The organism is Brevibacterium sp. LE-L (genome assembly GCF_050214925.1).
GTDB lineage: Bacteria > Actinomycetota > Actinomycetes > Actinomycetales > Brevibacteriaceae > Brevibacterium.
On record NZ_CP189759.1, the window covers coordinates 2,821,036 to 2,837,376 of the forward strand.

Here is a 16,341-nt window from a genome sequence, read left to right on the forward strand (position 1 = left end):
TCAGACCCCGCCGATCAGTCGTGCGGCACCGGGCAGAGGCAGGGCTCCTGCCACCGAGGCGGCGATGAGTCCGAGAGTCACGAGCGGAGTCAGGATCCGCAGGATTCTCTGCCCTGTCCCGTCCGTGTGGTCCTGCAGTGCAACCGTGCTCGGGCTCGAATCGAGCCCACTGGCTTCAAGCACTTCGTGACGCTGATCGACGGTCAGGAGGATCGCGGTGACGAGTCCGACGACGATTCCCGGCAGGAGTCGCATCCTCACCCGCCAAGAGTCGGTGGCCCAGCCTCGGGCTCGTCTCGCCTCGATGATGTGTCGAGTGCGTGTGCCGATGAGCGGGATGAGTCCGATGGCAGAGGCGCACACATAGGCGACTGTCGACGGCAGACGGAGTCGGCGAAGCCCGTCGAAGAGGCGGGCGGAGTCAGCACCGAGTCCGAACAGCGCACACAGCCCGATCAAGCTGCTCACACGCAGCCAGATCTGGACGGCGATGGTCAGTCCTTCGACACTGAGGCGGGCAGGTCCGGCCTGCCAGAGTACGTGCACCTCGGCGCCGGGATAGAACAGTCCCTGCACGACGATGAGTACGGCCAGAGTCGGCAGACAAAGGAAACCCACAGTCATCGACCATGACCGCAGTCGGACGACAGGAGATGCCGCCACGGTCACGATCGTGCCGGCAAGGATGATGACCGGCACGATCGGAGAGGGAATACCGAAGACGAGCATGAGGCTGCAGCCGAGGATCACCAGCTCAGTGGCCGGATGCAGACGACGCGTCGGGCGAGGAGCCCCAGCAGGGTCGGCGGAAGCGTGTCTGACAGGTGCGGCTGGGCTCATTCCGCCGTCTGTGCCGACTCGACCGGTGGCACGGACCCGGAGCCACGTGTCGTCGAGCGAGGTCGGCTGTGGGCGGCGAATGCATAGCGACCGATGATGCGTTTCGGCAGCGAGCGGATGACGACGTAGGCCAGGGCGAAGATGAGCGCTTTGTCGACGATGTCGGAGACCATGCTCTGGGCGAAGGTGGCATTGAACATCTCGAGGCCCGCGGCCTGGAGGATCGCGACGACTCCCCCGGTGCCGGCTCCCAGACCCCCGCCGAAGACGTAGGCGGCGACTGGTGCCCCGATGGCACCGGCGGGAACTCCTGCGACGGCGCCGACTATGATCGCGGTCCATGGTGTGCGGAAGACTCCGAGACGTGCGGCCCAGCCGGCGGCGGCGCCGATGAAGGCGGCCCCGGAGCTGAAGGCGATGACGCTGGGGCTCAGGGTCACACCCCAGATGAGATTCGAGATGATGCCGGTGAAGGCTCCTGCGGCGGGACCTGCCAGAACGCCGATGAGCACCGTTCCGATGGAGTCGAGGTAGAGCGGGACGGGCGTGTAGTTGCCGATGATCTGCCCGATGACGATATTGAGGGCGATGGCGACCGGGATGAGCGCGAGAACGCTGCGAGGAATGAGCGGGAGGGTGCCGGCTGCAAGCAGGATGCCGCCGCCCAGATAACCGAGCATGACCCATAAGGTGGTGTGGCCGAGGTCGACGCCGAGGTTGGCCGGTTGGGTGAGGAGCACGGCGAGGTAGGTGCCGATGATGACGAGGGTGCCGAGAAGTGTGAGGGTGAGGGGAAGTGTGCGGTTGCGGTTTTGTCCGGGACCGACCGTGGCGGTCGGCCCCTGCCCAGATTGTCTGGAGCGGGTGGTCATGCGCGTGGTCCTTTCATCAGGGTGGTGCTGAGGTGGTCGAGGAAGGCGGGGGCGTCGATGGTGCGGATGATCTCTGCGTTCACGGGTCTGCCCCACCGGCCCAACCAGTCGGCGACGGTTTCGCCTCGTGTGAGTGTACCCGTGAGCTCGACATCGACAGGTGCCCACAGCGTCGTCGCCCAGGGCAGCACACCGTCTGTTCCCCGCACCGGCACCGAGGCTGTCACCGGGCCTCCGTCGGCATTCGGGTCCTCGTCCTGCCGGCCGTTCGAGGCAGCGGTGTCCTGTCGTGCCCAGGTCAGCGCACAGGCGAGAACGAAGGGATCGTGGATGTGGGCGAGATAGCCGAGTCCGTCGGATTCGTGGAATTCGAAATAGAATCGCAGCGCCTCGGACAGCTGGGCCATCAGCTCTTGCCACGACTGTCCGGCGGACGCGGCTGACTCGCTGATGCGAGCGAGCCGATCAGGAGTCATTTCGACGGCTTCGGTGGCTTCGATCGGGGCGATGACTGGGAGGTGTCCGTGGGGTCCGCTCGTGTCGGCGGCCCCGAAGGCTGCGAGCACTCGGGCAGTGGACTCCGGATCGAAGGTGACGTTCCATTCGGTCGTCGGATGGGTGTTGCCCCGGTAGTTGAACGCTCCTCCCATGATGAACAGCCGCTTGAGCAGACGCGGCAATTCGGGTGCGATCTCCAGGGCGAGCGCCAGGTTCGTCGCTGGTCCGATCACGACGCCGATGAGCCCGCCGGGGTTCGCGCGTGCCGCCTCCACCCAAGCCTCGGCCGCCGACAACGAACTCGCAGGACCGACAGGTGCAGGCAGTTCGGCATATCCGGCACCGGTGGCCCCGTGGGTGAGGTCGGCGTATTCCGGTTCGGCGTCGGTGCCGACCGATTGCCGGGCCAGCGGCAGCTCGTGCCCTGCATGGACAGGGATGTCGCTGCGTCCGGCCAGTTCGAGCCATCCGCGGGTGTTCTCGACGACCTGTGCGGTGGCGACGTTGCCCCCTGAGGCGGCGATCCCGACGACATCGACGTCGTCTTGGCAGCACAGGTAGGCCAGCGCAATAGCATCGTCGATCCCGGGATCGCAGTCGAGGAACAGCGGCAGAGTGGAAGACATGGTCCTATTCTGCCGGATGCCTGCGGTCACCGCCGTCGGATGCGGGCCCAGTTTCCGCAGGCTTGGGTGGATCCCCGTCTCACCAGCCGGCAGCAAAGGTAGAGCGTCGTCGAGGCAGGTTCGTCGATTCCGAATCTCTCCCTCATGTCGACGGCTTCCTCACTGCCGAAGGCAGTGCCGATGAGCTCACCGAACGGCATGCTGGTGATCCACGGTTTGGAGGCGAAGGTGAAGGCGTTGAAGAACATCTCACAGTCACAGCAGCAGGCGCCCATGGAGCTGAGTCGTGCGAGCAGCGTGGTGGCACGTGGAGCCGTTCGGTCACGGAATCCTTCCGCGAATCGGTGAGTGCCGTTGCAGCCGAATTCGCCGAGTTGGCGGAACACATAGCAGGCCAGGCATTCTCCCGGCCGCGGGGTGAAGACGCGGGCGGTTTCCTCGTCGATGATCGTTCTGACGTCGTTGTCAATGGTGTTCTTGTCCATAACCGCATACTTCCAGCCGCCACTGACATGAAATGAAGGAGATTCGCTGATGCCCCCGATTTTCGTCCTAATGCTGCAGGTCGCGCCCGCCGAAAGGCTTTCACTTTAGAATCGTGCCCATGAGCATTCTCGTCATCGGTGAAGCCCTCATCGATATCGTCAGCACGTCCGGCGCTCCAGACCGCTATGCACCGGGTGGGGCCCCGGCCAATGTCGCTCTCGGATTGGGCCGCCTCGGCGACGATGTCGGGTTCCTCACCGATGTCGGTGATGACTTCCACGGCGGATTCCTTCTCGCTCACCTGCGGGAGTCCCAGGTCGCCGTGCACACTTCGCCGCGCGGTGCCACATCCACGGCGCTGGCCAGTCTCGCCGAGGACGGGTCCGCCGAATACGAGTTCCGGCTGCGGTGGGATCCGGATTCGTCGCTGCTCGATGACAGCGCCCGTTCGGTTCTGCACTTCGGGTCGATCGCGGCGTTCCTCGAACCGGGTTCTGCGGTGATCGATCGGCTGCTCGACGCTGTCGCGGAGCGGTCAGAATCGCAGGGATCTGACGCCATCGTCACCTTCGACCCGAATATTCGGCCGTCGATCATCGGCCCCCGCGAGGAGGTTCTGCCGCGGTTCGAGGCTCTCTCTCGGCGGGTCGATGTCCTCAAGCTCAGCGATGTCGATGCCGATTGGCTCTACCCCGATCTCACTGAGGCGGCTCAGATCGACCACCTGCTCGGACTTGGGCCGGACCTCGTGGTGATGACTCGCGGCGGGGACGGTGCGACCCTGGCAACCGCCTCGGCGCGGGTGACTGTGGCTTCGGCTCGGGTCGAAGTCGCGGATACGATCGGTGCCGGTGACACGTTCATGGTCTCCCTCATCCACGATCTGCAGGATTCGACGACAGCCGTCTCCGGCCTCGACGCTGCGGATCTGACGACTTTGGGCGACAGGGCGACGGTTCTGGCAGGGATCACAGTCGGTCGCACCGGCGCCGATCTCCCCTGGGCCGCGGATCTCAAGAGCTGAGGAATTCCCCGAGCTGTCGCAGGCAGATCTGATGTCCGCTGCGGTGTCCGTCGATCATTCCCTGGCCGACGAAGGACACTACCTGGTCGACGAGGTCCACACGGGTGCCTGTCGTGGTGGCGGTGAAGGACCAGGTGATGATGGCGGTCGAGAGGATCTCACCGTCTCTGGTGAGAGTCTCGGTGGTCACGAGGAAGCGTTCCGGTGCGAGAGCGCAGTACTGCCCAGTGGATTCGAACTCCAGTGCTCCTGGCGACCCGCAGCGGGCGCTGATCGATCCGCCGGGGCGGAATTCGTCGACGTCGCAGACCATCTCCTCTCCCTCGGGGACGCCCCACTGCACGCGCTGACGGGTGTCGGCGAAGGCGTTCCACACCGCTGCGATCGGATGATCGACATCGGCGCTGAGGCTGATCGTCGCGGTCACAGGTGCGCCCTGATCGGATGCTGCCTCACTCACCGAAGAACACCACCTGATTTCCATCCGGGTCGCTGACCGGGAGGATGCGCTGTCCGCCACCGCGGCTCGGCTCGTCGTGGTCGATTCCGGCCGCTCGCAGATGCTCGGCCATCGTGTCGAGGTCGTCCACGTCGATGACCACATTGGAGCCTCCGGCTCGCTGCGGGTCCTCCCAGATCTGGACGCCGAACTTCTCGTCGAAGCACCATTGGGCCAGCCCCGCCATCGGCTTGTCATCCGGCTGCCTTTCGAAGAGTCGAGAGTACCATTCGGTCGCTTCTTTCTCGCCGGTGACAACGATATTGGCCATGAGTCCTGTGAACATGATCGCTCCTTCGGGATCAGCCTGGAGTATAGGTGCTTGCAGTTTGCAATCACTTGTTCCATAGAAGCACACATCGGCCCCGGGGACAAGAGCGATGTTCAACTCAGCCGCCGAACGGGGCCAGGGCAAATCGACCCCACGCGAGGAACGCAAACACCAGCAGGTATGCGGTGTCCCCTGCCATGAGGCCCCATTCGCTGCGACGAAATCGTGTCGTCGCCGCCCCTGTCATCACCAGCATGAGTCCACACGCCGCGATCGGTGAGAGGACCGGGAAGATCCCGACGAGTGGCGGTACGATCAGCCCGAGCACGCCGAGGAGCTTGATGGTTCCGATGGCTTTGATATGCCCAGGGCCGAAATCATCCACCCAGTGCTGGCTGCGAGCCAGCGCACGGTATCTCTCCTTTGGCAGGACGATCTGCGAGGCTCCGCCGATGCCGAAAGCCAATGCCATCGCGGCGGCGACGACCCATAGTACGATATCCATCATTGCAATTCTCCTTTGCCGAAAGAGCCCGGTCGGGCTCTCACTCCGATGACGCACCGCCGCCCGGAAAGGTAACAGCCATCGCGGAGTCACCTTCGATCTCAGAGTTCGAAGCTCATCGCCCTCGCCTCACCGCGCTGGCCACACGAGTGCTCGGATCCCACTCGGACGCCGAGGATGCCGTTCAGGAGGCGTGGCTCCGCTGGGAGAGACACAGTTCGGAGTCCGTCGACAATCTCGGCGGGTGGCTGACCCGTGTCGTCGGACGAATCTGTCTCGATATGCTCCGCCGCCGTACCGCCCGGGGAGAATCGTCGCTTGACGCCTGGGTCGATGAAGCCATCGTCAACGAGGATGAGCTGACTCCTGAGCAGAGTGCGACACTGTCGGATCTGTTGGGACCGGCCATGCTCATCGTGCTCGACTCACTGCGCTCGGAAGAGCGATTCGCCTTCGTTCTGCATGACATGTTCTCAGTGCCCTTTGCTGAGATCGCCGCCGTCATCGGTTCCTCGGAGGCGGCGGCGAAGATGGCCGCCAGTCGGGCGCGGCGCAAGGTCAAGGACGCACCAAGCCCCTCAGGAGAGCTCGCGCAGCGTCGTGCTGTCGTCGACGCCTTCCTCACTGCCGCACGGAACAGTGACTTCGACGCCCTGTTGCACATCCTCGACCCGAGTCTGACTTGGCACCGCACCACCGCCCGCGGTCACATGGTCCAGATGGGTGCGAACGAGGTGCTCACAGCGATTCGGCGAGGCGATCCGGACAGGATCGAAATTCGAAAGGTCAACGTCAACGGCGAGCCAGGTCTCCTCGTTTTGACGCCGAGCGGCCGCCGCTTGGGATTCATGGCATGCACCGTGGCAGACGGCAGAATGGTCGGCATCGTCTCGATCACCTCAAGGAAGCAGCTGGAGCGGCTGAGACTGCCGAGACAATAGCCCCCATCTGATTCAACTTCCGGCGATCTCCGCCTCGTAGGCGGCCTGCAGTCGCTGAGAGGAACGCGGAGCACCAGGGTTCGGGCGGGGCACTCCGAGGTGGGTCTCTCGGAGTTCATCCATGAGGCCGTCCACGAGCTGCGGATCTTCTGCCATGAGGCGGGAGCGGATCGTCAATTCCCGGGAGGTCTCACGGTGGGTCATCCCCCAGCTCCCGAGAGCGACCATGACCGGCAGAGTCTGGATTCCAGCCTCGGTGAGGGAGTATTCGGCTCGCTGCCCGCGTGCGGCTTCCGCCTTTGTCAGCAGCCCTTCGTCGATGAGCTTCTTCAGACGACTGGCGAGCATGTTCGAGGCTATGCCCTCATTGTTGTGGGTGAGCAGCTCGCGGAAGTGCCGGCGATTGCCAAAGATGATGTCGCGCAGGACGATGAGCGACCAGTTGTCGCCGAGGACTTCGACGGCGGCGTTGATCGCACATCCTGAGCGCGGCTGTGCAGGCATCGATCCACCTCCAGTGATTGCATTCTGAAACTACTTAATCTTACACTGGGTCCACTTCCCGGGAACCGACGCTATCCATCCGACTGCAGACATCAGCCGAACCATCACATCGGGGTGCTCATGGCCAAAGCGTGTGTCAACAACCTCTTCGTCTCCCTCGACGGCTTCGCTGCCGGCGAGTTCGTCACCTTCGACCAGCCGATCGGTCAAGCGCAGGCGCTGTTCTCCTACTTCGACGGCCGCGGGATCTGGCTCTGGGAAGGCCTCGACGGCAGCTTCGACATACCTGCACTGAATACACCGATGGCCTGTCGTCTCCGATCGGAGACGACAGGCCATCGCACGGGGCTGTGTCCGTGTGGATGATCAGGTCAGCTGATCGCCTCGGCGATGGGGGTCTGCCCGTCGTAGAAGTTCACGGTCTCACGCACGGCCACCGTTTCGGCGATGACGTGGGTCATGACGTCAGCGACGAGTTCGCGGGAGGTCACGCGCACATCGTCTGCCGGCTTCTGCCCGTCGAGGTCACCAGCGGCGTCGGCGATGAGGACTTCGCCGCTGGAAGGTTCGAGGGTGAGCCCGCCGGGACCGAGGATCGTATAGTCGAGCGAGCTGGCTCGCAGATGCTCATCGGCACCACTCTTGGCCTGCACGTAGGGGTAGAAGGAGCTGTCCGGATCGACGCGGTCGGAGTCGACACTCGCGCTGGCGTAGGAGACCATGACGAAGCGCTTGACGCCGGCCTGTTCGGCGGCATCGACAGAGCGCTTGGCAGCGTCGAGGTCAACGGCCTTCGTCCGGTCAGGGTTGCCGCCGCCGGCACCGGCGGAGAACACGACCGCTTGGGCTCCGGCGAAGACGTCGGCGAGCGCCTGGGTGTCGGCGGTTTCGATGTCGAGCACGACCGGGTTGGCCTCTGCGGCTTCGACGTCGGAGGACTGGTCAGGATTGCGGATCACTGAGTCAACGGCGAAGCCCGCAGCCGTGAGTTTGGGTGCTGCCAGGAGCGCGATCTTTCCATGGCCGCCGAGAATGACGACACGAGCTGAATCAGACATATCTACCTCCGTTGTCGGTGATGCTTGGTGCTGGGTACAGCGATGTCTCCGGCGCGAATATTCCCGGACAGGTGAGACCGGAGCCGTCGACCGCCTCGGCGAGCGCATCTCAGCCGTCGACGATGATCATCCGCTCTTCGGTTCGGACCACGCCGGCGCGGGGTATTCTGATGACCATGGCCGACGACTTCTCCCCTACCGCTGTCGTGGCCACGTTGGAGCACGGTCGATCGGTGCTCATCCCCTCCTCGAAGCGACATTCCATCCTCGTTCTGGTCCTTGCCTTTGTCATCGGGATCGGCCTGCTCGCCTTCTTCGTCTTCATCGTCACCGCAACGCTCCAGGACGGGCGCACCTGGTGGCTCATCGTCGCCAATCTGCGCATCTGGGCTCTCGTCGTCGGCATCGTCGGGTGCTTAGTCGTCGCACCGATCGCTGTGGTGGTGCAGATGGGCAGGCGCGAGTCCCTCGTTCTCTCCCCCGCAGGCGTCGCGTTGGCCCGGCATGGTGAGGTTCTGCCCGGCACGCTGCTGCCCTGGCACGACATCGCGGCGGTTGTCTTCGAACAGGCGGTGCGCCGAGGGCCGAAGGCACTGGCTTATATTCTCACTGAGGACGCGACCCGTCGACGGCGTGGCCGCAGCCTCAACCCACGGCAGCTCGTGAAGGGCGGGTTCGTCCTCAGCCATCGTCGGCTCTACCCGGTGCTGGCGGCCGCCCATGCGCGATTCGCACCCCGCATTCATGGGCGCCGGTAGGCCTGCACATGCGCGTGCTCTACCGTTGAGATCATGATCCGACGCCTCCTCGCTCGCGCATTCTGGACGTTCAGCAAGTGGAAGCTCGTCAGCGAGCCCGCCCCACGGCGCCCGACCGTCCTCATCGGCGCACCGCACACGTCCAATTGGGACTTCGCGCTCATGCTCGCCATCGCCTGGAGCTTGGGGGTGAAGGTGCATTGGCTGGGCAAACATTCTCTGTTCACCGGCTGGCGGGGTCCGATCATGCGTGGCCTCGGAGGGGTTCCCGTCGATCGGTCCGATCCCAGCAGAATCGTCACCGAGATGGTCGAACGTGTCCGCGCCGGCGAAGTCTTCGGCCTCGTCATCACCCCCGACGGCACCCGCGGCGGACACTCGCATTGGAAATCCGGCTTCCACCGCATCGCCCGTCAGACCGGCATGCCCGTGACCTTGGGATATCTTGATTCGGCCACACACACCACTGGGCTCGGCCCGACCTTGGACATGACCGATGACCTGGTCAATGACATGGACCGGATCCGCGCGTTCTATGCCGACAAGCACGGCATCCGCCCGCATCTGCAGATCGTTCCGAGTCTGCGTGAGGAGAGCCCCGAAGCAGATCCGCGCAGCGGCGAAGCGGAGTCGAACTGAGATGGACGGTGATGTGCGGGTGCCGTCCGGGCCGGGGATCCCGACCGGACTCGTCATCCCCGCAGCAGAGATCTCCGAACAGTTCTCCCGGTCTTCCGGCCCCGGCGGCCAGCATGTCAACACCTCTGATTCGCGGGTGCAGCTGAGCCTCGATCTGGCTTCGGCGAGCTTCCTCACCGAGACTCAGCGCGAGCGGGTGCTCGGCCGATTGTCGCCTCGCCTGTCGGGCACGGTACTCACCGTGACCTCGGAGAAGCAGCGTTCTCAGCTGAAGAATCGCCAGGACGCGCGGAGGCGTCTGGCGCAGCTGCTGCGCGATGCGCTGGCTCCGCCGGTGCAGAGACGAGCAACGAAGCCGTCCAGGAATTCCCGGCGCAGACGAGTCAGGTCCGAACAGCGCCGCTCGGAGATCAAACGCAACCGCCGCAGGCCCCGTCTCGATTGAGCCCCGGTGGTGACAGCGGTTGACGTGAAGAGCAGAATGGGCGACATGAACAGCATCGACATTCTCACCGACCTGTCCCAGCGCCCTCTCCAGGCAGCACAAGCTCTGCCCGACCTCTCCCCCCGAACAGCTCAACAGCCGTCTGGGCGGTCATCCGAATTCCGTCGCCTGGCTGCTGTGGCACAGCGGCCGTGAGATCGACGTGCAGCTCTCAGCCCTCACGGGCAAGCCCGAGCAGTGGGAGGACTTCCGGAACCGGTTCGATCTCGGCGAGATCGGCGAGACCTTCGGCTACGGACACAGTCCCGAACAGGCGGCAGAGATCAAGGTCGACGATCAACAGCTGCTCGTCGACTACCTCGCCGCTACTCTGAACGCGTTCACCGACTATGCAAAGACGCTCTCCGAGGATGACTTCGACGAAGTCATCGACAGGAACTGGACTCCCGCAGTCACTCGTGGCGTTCGGATGGTCTCGATCATCGACGATGCGATCCAGCATGTCGCGCAGGCGGCCTTCATCGCAGGTGCGTCTGTTTGATACGGTTCAGGGTCGACAGAAATCCCTGACTTCGCCGAGGATGCTCATCCCAGCCGCACGGTAAGTGGCGACGGCGACTGTGTTCGATGTCGGCGTGGCAACGGTGACGCTCGAGGCTCCCATCTCCCTCAGCGCCGCGGCCGCGGCCAGTGTCATCTCGACTCCGAATCCGTGACCCCGGTGGTCGCCGTGGACGCCGAGTGGTTCGATGACACCGGGGCGCCTAGGGCCGGCCGACCAAACGGTTGTGGCACCGGCTGGAGCGCCGTCGGCGGTAAATCCGACGAGACATTTGGCCTGCTTGTAAGCGTGACCGTCGGCCATGGACCGCCAACGGTCCGCAGTCAATGAGGACCCGGGAAAAGCCGAGGATTCGACCGCGATACGGTCGGCGATACGGTTATCTGCTCTGTCGGGGTCGACCGTTTCGATCCGCTGGGTAACGGATGGGATCGGTTCGCTCAGATCTCGGTGGAGCGTGGTCCACGCTTCGTCGGATCCCCATCCCGCCTCGGTGAGGGTATGTTGCAGGGCGGATCCGAATCGAGCTTCGACGATGCCCTTCCCTGCAGGCAGCAGTTCGGTGAGATCTCCGGTGAAGTCGGCCAAGATCGCCTCGGCGAGCGCTTGGTCATCGGAGTGATCGGGTGAGATGGCCATTCGGATGAGTTCGGATTCGTCGAGGAATCCGACGGCCGCGGGGTCGTCACCGACCGTCCACACCCGCAGGGCCGAGGCGAGCGCTTCGGCTCCGAAACGCTGATACCAGCCCAGGTCGCCGGGATGAACCTGCAGAGGCAGTCCTTCGCGCTGCCAGGACCCGACGGTGTCGATGATGCCCGGCAGGTCCGTCGTAGTCGGTTTCGACATGGTCATTCCTCTGTCCTCGTCTCTGCTCGCCAGATGACTTCACCGTCGTCGATCTCGTCGGTCGGCTGCAGTCCGAGACGGTCAGCGATTCGGGCGGAAGCGGCGTTGTCAGGATGGATGGCCGCTTGCAATACAGTCACGAGGTGATCCGCCAGCCAATCGACCATGGCTCGGGCCGCCTCGGTTGCGAATCCCTGCCCTTGACTGTCGACGCCGATGACCCAAGCGATGTCGGCTTGATAACCGGTTTCGACTGTTGTCACTGTGGCCTGGACATATCCGACTGCAGCGGACTCAGCCGTTTCGCGAACGATCCAGTTCAGCCAGCCGGCGTCACCGGTCGGAGAGGCACCTGCGGATTGGAGTGCATAGAGTCGTTCGAGTTCGGACAGGCTCGGGCTCGTCCCACCGATATGGGTGTATAGGTCGGGTGAGGACAGTGTCTCCACCATCTCCGACGCATGGTGGACTGCGAGCGGCTCAAGCTGCAGCCTGTCGGTGACGATGGGTGTCGCCCGTGGCCAATTCACACTGCGGTTCGAGCTTTCTGCCGGGTTCACGGATTCAGCTCTCGTTCGTTTGAACGGGCCTCGTCCGATTGCTGACGCGGGAAGCGAAGTCGACGATCTCCGCCTCGACCTCGAGGCGGGTGGTCGGTTCGTTGTGGACTTCGTGGCGGACTCCGGCGAAGACGCGGGTGCGCACATCGTCGTGTCCGGTCGCGCGGAGGCGGTTCGCGACGTGATAGGCGCCTTCGCCGTAGTTCGCGACAGGATCCTGGTCACCTGCGAGGATGAGCACCGGCAGACCGCTGGGGATCGTCGCGTACCAGGAATCGGCATTGGCACCGTCATAGAGGTCGACGAACCCCTGCAGGAATCGCGCACTCATCGGGGCGCCGAAGTTGTTGAAGGGGTCGCGCCCATGATCGGCGACGACAGCCTCGTCGAGGGCGACCCAGGCGGTGGGGCCGGCATCCGGACCGAAACGTTCGATGAATCCGTCGAAGAGCTGGCCCACCAAGTGATCGGATGCAGGGTCGGCCCGTCGGTCGCCGATGGCCGCCTCGGCGAGCTCATCCCGGTCGATGGTCTGGTCGATCCCGCGCATCTGCGCAGCGACCCCGCACAAGGCGAGCCCGGCGAGGTCGGCATCCGGGTGGGAGGCCATGACACGGGCGATCATCGATCCCCAGCTGTGGCCGAACACGATGTACGGCAGGCCCGGGAGAATCTCACGGGCCTTACGCTGCAGCGTCAGCTCATCGCTGACGACGATGCGGGCTGCTTCGTCGCCGGCGTCGCCCCAGATCCCTGATTGCATCGCCGTCCTCCCGTGCCCGGCATGGTCATCGGCGACGACGGCGAAACCGGAGTCGAGGAGGGTTGTGATGAGGTGAAGGTAGCGTCGGGAGTGTTCGCCGAGACCGTGGATGAGATGAATGATTCCGGTCGGCGTGGTGGTCGGTGTGTAGAGCCAGCCGTGGATGGTATCGCGGTCGTTGCTCGAAGTGAAGTCGATTTCATCAATCGCCACGGCAGGACTCCTCGGGTGCAGGTCGAACTAGCAGTATGATCCAGATCACTGTATCGCAGGGCTCAGCTCCGTGGGGAGCACGTCCGGCCGGCCGAGTTCAGAGTTCGATCCCGTGCAGCCGTGCCTGCAGCCTTCGCACCTGCTCGCTGAGTTCCGAGTCTGGTCCGTCCACGTCGAGTCCGGGGGCCACGGCTCGCACCGGCAGCGGCAGCACGGGCCCGGGTGCCACTCCCCATTCTCTCTGCCAAGTTGTGAGCTGTTCGCTGCTGCTGGCGTAGACGATGCGTCCGAGGCCGACCCACGCGTGCGCCGCCGAACACATCGGGCAGTGCTCGCCCGAGGTGTACACGGTCGTTTTCTCTCGTTCTTTCGGGGCGAGGTGCTCGGCCGCCCAGCGAGCGATTTCGAACTCGGGGTGACGGGTGTGGTCTCCGCCGGCGACATGGTTGCGATCGGCGAAGAGTTCACGCCCGTCACCGGAGACGAGCACGGAGCCGAAGGGTTCGTCTCCTGCGTCGAGAGCCTCGCGTGCCAAATCCACACAGCGCTCGAGGTGCCTGCGGTCATCATCGTTGAGATCGAGGTGGTGTGCCATGGCCCCATCCAATCACATCGATGGATTCCGGGAACGTCACCGGCACTGACGAGCTGGTGACGGGATCAGTCCCTGAGAATGCAACGCAGGGGCTCGACGACCTGATCGGTTGTCGTGCACCAGGCTTCGGCCTCGGCGTCGGGTTCACCCTGGTGGGCCCGTCATTCCAGGTCTCGGGTCAGGGCGCTCTGGTGGCTGCCAACTCGTGCCAGGTGAGCCGGACCTCACCCGAGGTTTCCCGAAGTGCCGCAGTGAGGTCATCGGCTGCGCTCAGCACCGAGTCGAATCCGTCCTCACCTGCCGACGCCAGAACGATCTGCAGAGCGCCAGCATCATCCGTCGGCATGGTCTCGACGGTGAAACCGCCCTGGTAGTAGAGGTCGACGCCGGCTGGCACTCGGGCATCGGGGTTGTGTGTGAGGGGTTCCAGGAAATGCTGTACCGCACGTGTCGCCGCCGCTCCGGTGACAGAGGCGAGGATCTGAACCGACGTCGACACTCCGTGCGGCCAGTCTGCGTACCAGTCCTCGCTCGGGTTGAACGATGGGATCACCGAGTTGTCACACATATCGGACCTCCCTGCCCGCCAGCGGGGCAGAAGTCATTGAACTGCACTCACGAGCGTCCGCCCGTCACGGCGCGATTGTATTCCATCGCGATCTCGACCCAGGAGGACAGCTGGCTGTTGTCACGGATCGTCGACAAGCAGGGCGCGGATGCGTTCGATGAGAATGTTCTGTTCGGGAGTCATGCCATGTACTCGCTTCAGTTCTGCTCGGGCGGACCGATGAGTATTGGGGCGAAACCGCCGATGAATTTCTGATCGGCGTCTTTGCCGTCCAAATCTACTCCTGGAGCACGGCAGGTGATGTCGTCGGAAAGGTACGTCGTCGCCGAGTCGATGACGAGATGGTGACAGGCTCAGTCCCTGAGAATGTAGCGCAGGGTCTCGACGACCTGATCGGTTGTCGTGCACCAGGCTTTGGCCTCGGCGTCGACTTCTTTGAGCGGGTGGATGATGTCGGCGTCGTGGAGAGTCACATAGGGTTTGCCCAGTGCGGCGCAGTATCCAGCGTCGAAGGCAGCATTCCATTGTTTGTACTTGTCGCCGAAGCGCACCACAACCATGTCAGCCTTCTCGATCAGGGTACGTGTGCGGATCGCATTGACCTTGGCTGATTGATGATCCCGCCAGAACTGGCTGTCATTCTCACCGAGGTGGTCGCCGGCGGCATCGCTGGCAGGGTGGTCGGTCACCGGTGCAGTGAACACGACATCCAGGCCGGCCGCCTTGGCACCGTGTTGGATCTCGTCACGCCAGTCGGTGTGGATCTCGCCGGAGAGATAGACGCTGAAGCTCATGATCGAAGACTCCTGATTCGAATATGGGTGGGACCGGTATGCCCCTTCCGGCACCACCATAGCCAATTGGTGATCATCAATCTTGTCCTGAAGCTTCCTGCGCACCTCCGAAGCGCTTTTCGGGTCGGGAGGCAGGGGTCAGCGAAGCCGTTCGGACAGGTATGCCTCTGCGATGCTCAGATGACCTTGACTGCCGAGTGAGTTCTTCGATTTCTGCGTGTAGGCATGGTTGGCGAGTGGAATACGCACGGTCTGGACGTCGACTCCACGGCTTCGGGCCGCTTCCGCCCATGCAAACTGGTCGGCTGGGGTGATGACGTCATCGCGCATCGCAGTCATCATGAGCATCGGAGGCGCGGGATCCTCGAGATGAGTAACGGAATTCACCGCTGCGTAGCGTTCCGGATATTCCTCCGGTGTGCCACCCGTGTAGCTGGTGGCAAAAAGGCGAGTGCCGGCTCCCGCTCCAGGGCCGGCCGGAGCGTTCTCGTAAAGGCCAGTCACGTCGAACGCAGGGTAATCTGCGACGACAGCGGCCGGAACCGGAACCTTCCCACCACATGACGATTCGGCGGTGCCTTGGGCTGCGGCGCCGGCGGTATTGGCGACCATGTTGCTGCCTGAGCTCTCGCCCCAGAACACGAGGCGGTCCATATCTGCACCGAGCGCATCTGAGTGGGTCTGAATCCAGCTCGCCGCACACGCAACCTGCGAGGGCGCGCTCTGCCAGGTTGCGTTGTCCAGGCTCGCGAGTTCGTATTCGACCGAGACGACCAGGTAGCCGTGATCAGCGAGTTCGCGGAGCTCCGAGCTCGAAGCGTTCGGCTCGCCCGCGATCCAACCGCCCCCGTGAACGTACATGATCGTCGGTGCCGAGCCTGTCACGCCCTCCGGTTCGTAGATCGATACGGAAAGGTCGTCGCCGGATCCGGTCTTGTCGTACACTTCCTGTCGATCGGGCGTCGCCGCGTCTATTGCGGACAGCCCGAACGTTGCGGTGAAAAGGTTCACCGTGCCGCCGGCGGCCGAGATGGCGCCGACGAGGACGATGATGACCGCGAAGTTCCCCAGCGTGCCGACCCCGCCCAGCACTGCTGCGACCGCTCCGGTTCGTCGAGTACCCCTGCGCACAGCAGCGATTCCGATCAGGAGCGCAATCAACCCCGCCAGCGCTACCGGCGGCGCCACGGTGGGAGCCCATCGAGACGCGATCGGACTGAGTGGGCCAAGCCCGGGAATGAGCGATGCGAGGCCGAAGACCGCAGAGATCGCACCCAGCATGAGCGCGAGGATGAGACCTGTGGCTCGAAGTGTATGGGCGACGTTCTGCGACACCGACAGCTGTGACGAACTCTTGTTGCCTGTCATCTTCGGTCCTCGACTTTCGATCTTTCGGGCTGGTATTCCCCTAACGCAGATCTCATCGTTGCGATCACATGCTGATGCCAGGGGTCACTCTAACTCAGGTCGA

At 63.9% G+C, this 16,341-nt stretch carries 23 protein-coding genes; 7 read left to right on the plus strand and 16 right to left on the minus strand.

Features of this window, described 5'->3' with window-relative positions:
* From ACQE2J_RS12780 to ACQE2J_RS12795, 4 genes are read right to left on the minus strand one after another with little or no spacing between them, the layout of a single operon-like run.
* Window positions 1-840 (minus strand): energy-coupling factor transporter transmembrane component T family protein, encoded by an 840-nt coding sequence (locus ACQE2J_RS12780; RefSeq protein WP_426936438.1) that lies wholly within the window; start codon window positions 838-840, stop codon window positions 1-3.
* Window positions 837-1,712, minus strand: coding sequence for a histidine kinase (locus tag ACQE2J_RS12785; protein WP_426936439.1), 876 nt, complete (start codon window positions 1,710-1,712; stop codon window positions 837-839). The genes ACQE2J_RS12780 and ACQE2J_RS12785 overlap by 4 nt, the downstream gene beginning before the upstream one ends.
* Window positions 1,709-2,836 carry a nucleoside hydrolase gene (locus ACQE2J_RS12790; RefSeq protein ID WP_426936440.1) on the minus strand — a complete coding sequence of 376 codons (1,128 nt, stop codon included), beginning with the start codon at window positions 2,834-2,836 and terminating at the stop codon, window positions 1,709-1,711. Before ACQE2J_RS12790 ends, ACQE2J_RS12785 begins: the two co-directional genes overlap by 4 nt.
* 26 nt (window positions 2,837-2,862) lie before the next feature.
* Window positions 2,863-3,321: a DUF2695 domain-containing protein gene (locus ACQE2J_RS12795; protein ID WP_426936441.1), complete on the minus strand. Its 459-nt coding sequence runs from the start codon at window positions 3,319-3,321 to the stop codon at window positions 2,863-2,865.
* 119 nt (window positions 3,322-3,440) lie between these two features.
* Between ACQE2J_RS12795 and ACQE2J_RS12800 the strand changes: the two genes are divergently transcribed.
* On the plus strand, window positions 3,441-4,346 hold the full coding sequence (locus ACQE2J_RS12800) for a carbohydrate kinase family protein (protein WP_426936442.1): 906 nt from the start codon (window positions 3,441-3,443) through the stop codon (window positions 4,344-4,346).
* Here ACQE2J_RS12800 and ACQE2J_RS12805 read toward each other — a convergent pair.
* From ACQE2J_RS12805 to ACQE2J_RS12815, 3 genes are all read right to left on the minus strand, one after another.
* Complete coding sequence (locus ACQE2J_RS12805) at window positions 4,336-4,806, minus strand: SRPBCC domain-containing protein (RefSeq protein WP_426936443.1); 471 nt, start codon at window positions 4,804-4,806, stop codon at window positions 4,336-4,338. The two genes, ACQE2J_RS12800 and ACQE2J_RS12805, sit on opposite strands and share 11 nt — an antisense overlap.
* A complete protein-coding gene (locus ACQE2J_RS12810) occupies window positions 4,799-5,131 on the minus strand; it encodes a VOC family protein (RefSeq protein WP_135538255.1) in 333 nt (110 codons plus the stop codon). Before ACQE2J_RS12810 ends, ACQE2J_RS12805 begins: the two co-directional genes overlap by 8 nt.
* Before the next feature lie 103 nt (window positions 5,132-5,234).
* Window positions 5,235-5,624, minus strand: a complete 390-nt coding sequence (locus tag ACQE2J_RS12815; protein WP_426936444.1) for a DoxX family protein — start codon at window positions 5,622-5,624, stop codon at window positions 5,235-5,237.
* Between ACQE2J_RS12815 and ACQE2J_RS12820 the strand changes: the two genes are divergently transcribed.
* The gene (locus ACQE2J_RS12820) at window positions 5,624-6,562 is read left to right on the plus strand and encodes a sigma-70 family RNA polymerase sigma factor (protein ID WP_426936445.1); all 939 of its coding nucleotides are present in this window, start codon (window positions 5,624-5,626) and stop codon (window positions 6,560-6,562) included. The genes ACQE2J_RS12815 and ACQE2J_RS12820 overlap by 1 nt on opposite strands.
* A gap of 12 nt (window positions 6,563-6,574) precedes the next feature.
* On the opposite strand, the gene ACQE2J_RS12825 is transcribed toward ACQE2J_RS12820, so the two are convergent.
* Window positions 6,575-7,066: a winged helix-turn-helix transcriptional regulator gene (locus ACQE2J_RS12825; RefSeq protein WP_135538251.1), complete on the minus strand. Its 492-nt coding sequence runs from the start codon at window positions 7,064-7,066 to the stop codon at window positions 6,575-6,577.
* 120 nt (window positions 7,067-7,186) lie between these two features.
* Between ACQE2J_RS12825 and ACQE2J_RS12830 the strand changes: the two genes are divergently transcribed.
* Window positions 7,187-7,432: a hypothetical protein gene (locus tag ACQE2J_RS12830; RefSeq protein ID WP_135538249.1), complete on the plus strand. Its 246-nt coding sequence runs from the start codon at window positions 7,187-7,189 to the stop codon at window positions 7,430-7,432.
* Window positions 7,433-7,437: 5 nt separating this feature from the next.
* Here the strand turns inward: ACQE2J_RS12830 and ACQE2J_RS12835 are convergent, their stop codons facing one another.
* Window positions 7,438-8,124: an SDR family oxidoreductase gene (locus tag ACQE2J_RS12835; protein WP_135538247.1), complete on the minus strand. Its 687-nt coding sequence runs from the start codon at window positions 8,122-8,124 to the stop codon at window positions 7,438-7,440.
* A gap of 176 nt (window positions 8,125-8,300) precedes the next feature.
* Here ACQE2J_RS12835 and ACQE2J_RS12840 point away from each other — a divergent pair, with 176 nt between their 5' ends.
* The 4 genes from ACQE2J_RS12840 (at window position 8,301) to ACQE2J_RS12855 (ending at window position 10,507) form a co-directional block, all read left to right on the plus strand.
* Window positions 8,301-8,882, plus strand: a complete 582-nt coding sequence (locus tag ACQE2J_RS12840; RefSeq protein WP_426936446.1) for a hypothetical protein — start codon at window positions 8,301-8,303, stop codon at window positions 8,880-8,882.
* A 33-nt stretch (window positions 8,883-8,915) separates the two neighbouring features.
* Complete coding sequence (locus tag ACQE2J_RS12845) at window positions 8,916-9,521, plus strand: 1-acyl-sn-glycerol-3-phosphate acyltransferase (protein ID WP_426936447.1); 606 nt, start codon at window positions 8,916-8,918, stop codon at window positions 9,519-9,521.
* Between the two features lies 1 nt (window position 9,522).
* Window positions 9,523-9,966 (plus strand): alternative ribosome rescue aminoacyl-tRNA hydrolase ArfB, encoded by a 444-nt coding sequence (gene arfB / locus ACQE2J_RS12850; RefSeq protein ID WP_135538241.1) that lies wholly within the window; start codon window positions 9,523-9,525, stop codon window positions 9,964-9,966.
* Window positions 9,967-10,108: 142 nt separating this feature from the next.
* Window positions 10,109-10,507, plus strand: coding sequence for an aspartate/tyrosine/aromatic aminotransferase (locus tag ACQE2J_RS12855; RefSeq protein WP_426937517.1), 399 nt, complete (start codon window positions 10,109-10,111; stop codon window positions 10,505-10,507).
* Between the two features lie 6 nt (window positions 10,508-10,513).
* Here the strand turns inward: ACQE2J_RS12855 and ACQE2J_RS12860 are convergent, their stop codons facing one another.
* From ACQE2J_RS12860 to ACQE2J_RS12890, 7 genes are all read right to left on the minus strand, one after another.
* Window positions 10,514-11,377, minus strand: a complete 864-nt coding sequence (locus ACQE2J_RS12860; RefSeq protein WP_205683312.1) for a GNAT family N-acetyltransferase — start codon at window positions 11,375-11,377, stop codon at window positions 10,514-10,516.
* A gap of 2 nt (window positions 11,378-11,379) precedes the next feature.
* On the minus strand, window positions 11,380-11,937 hold the full coding sequence (locus tag ACQE2J_RS12865) for a GNAT family N-acetyltransferase (protein WP_425119461.1): 558 nt from the start codon (window positions 11,935-11,937) through the stop codon (window positions 11,380-11,382).
* 4 nt (window positions 11,938-11,941) lie between these two features.
* The gene (locus tag ACQE2J_RS12870) at window positions 11,942-12,913 is read right to left on the minus strand and encodes an alpha/beta fold hydrolase (protein WP_135538233.1); all 972 of its coding nucleotides are present in this window, start codon (window positions 12,911-12,913) and stop codon (window positions 11,942-11,944) included.
* Between the two features lie 97 nt (window positions 12,914-13,010).
* The gene (locus ACQE2J_RS12875) at window positions 13,011-13,508 is read right to left on the minus strand and encodes a nucleoside deaminase (RefSeq protein ID WP_135538231.1); all 498 of its coding nucleotides are present in this window, start codon (window positions 13,506-13,508) and stop codon (window positions 13,011-13,013) included.
* A gap of 178 nt (window positions 13,509-13,686) precedes the next feature.
* On the minus strand, window positions 13,687-14,076 hold the full coding sequence (locus ACQE2J_RS12880) for a hypothetical protein (protein WP_135538229.1): 390 nt from the start codon (window positions 14,074-14,076) through the stop codon (window positions 13,687-13,689).
* Window positions 14,077-14,429: 353 nt separating this feature from the next.
* The gene (locus ACQE2J_RS12885) at window positions 14,430-14,870 is read right to left on the minus strand and encodes a YtoQ family protein (protein ID WP_135538228.1); all 441 of its coding nucleotides are present in this window, start codon (window positions 14,868-14,870) and stop codon (window positions 14,430-14,432) included.
* A gap of 138 nt (window positions 14,871-15,008) precedes the next feature.
* Entirely contained in the window at window positions 15,009-16,151 is a 1,143-nt protein-coding gene (locus tag ACQE2J_RS12890) for an alpha/beta hydrolase fold domain-containing protein (RefSeq protein WP_425119462.1), read from the minus strand.
* Between the last annotated feature and the right edge of the window lie 190 nt (window positions 16,152-16,341).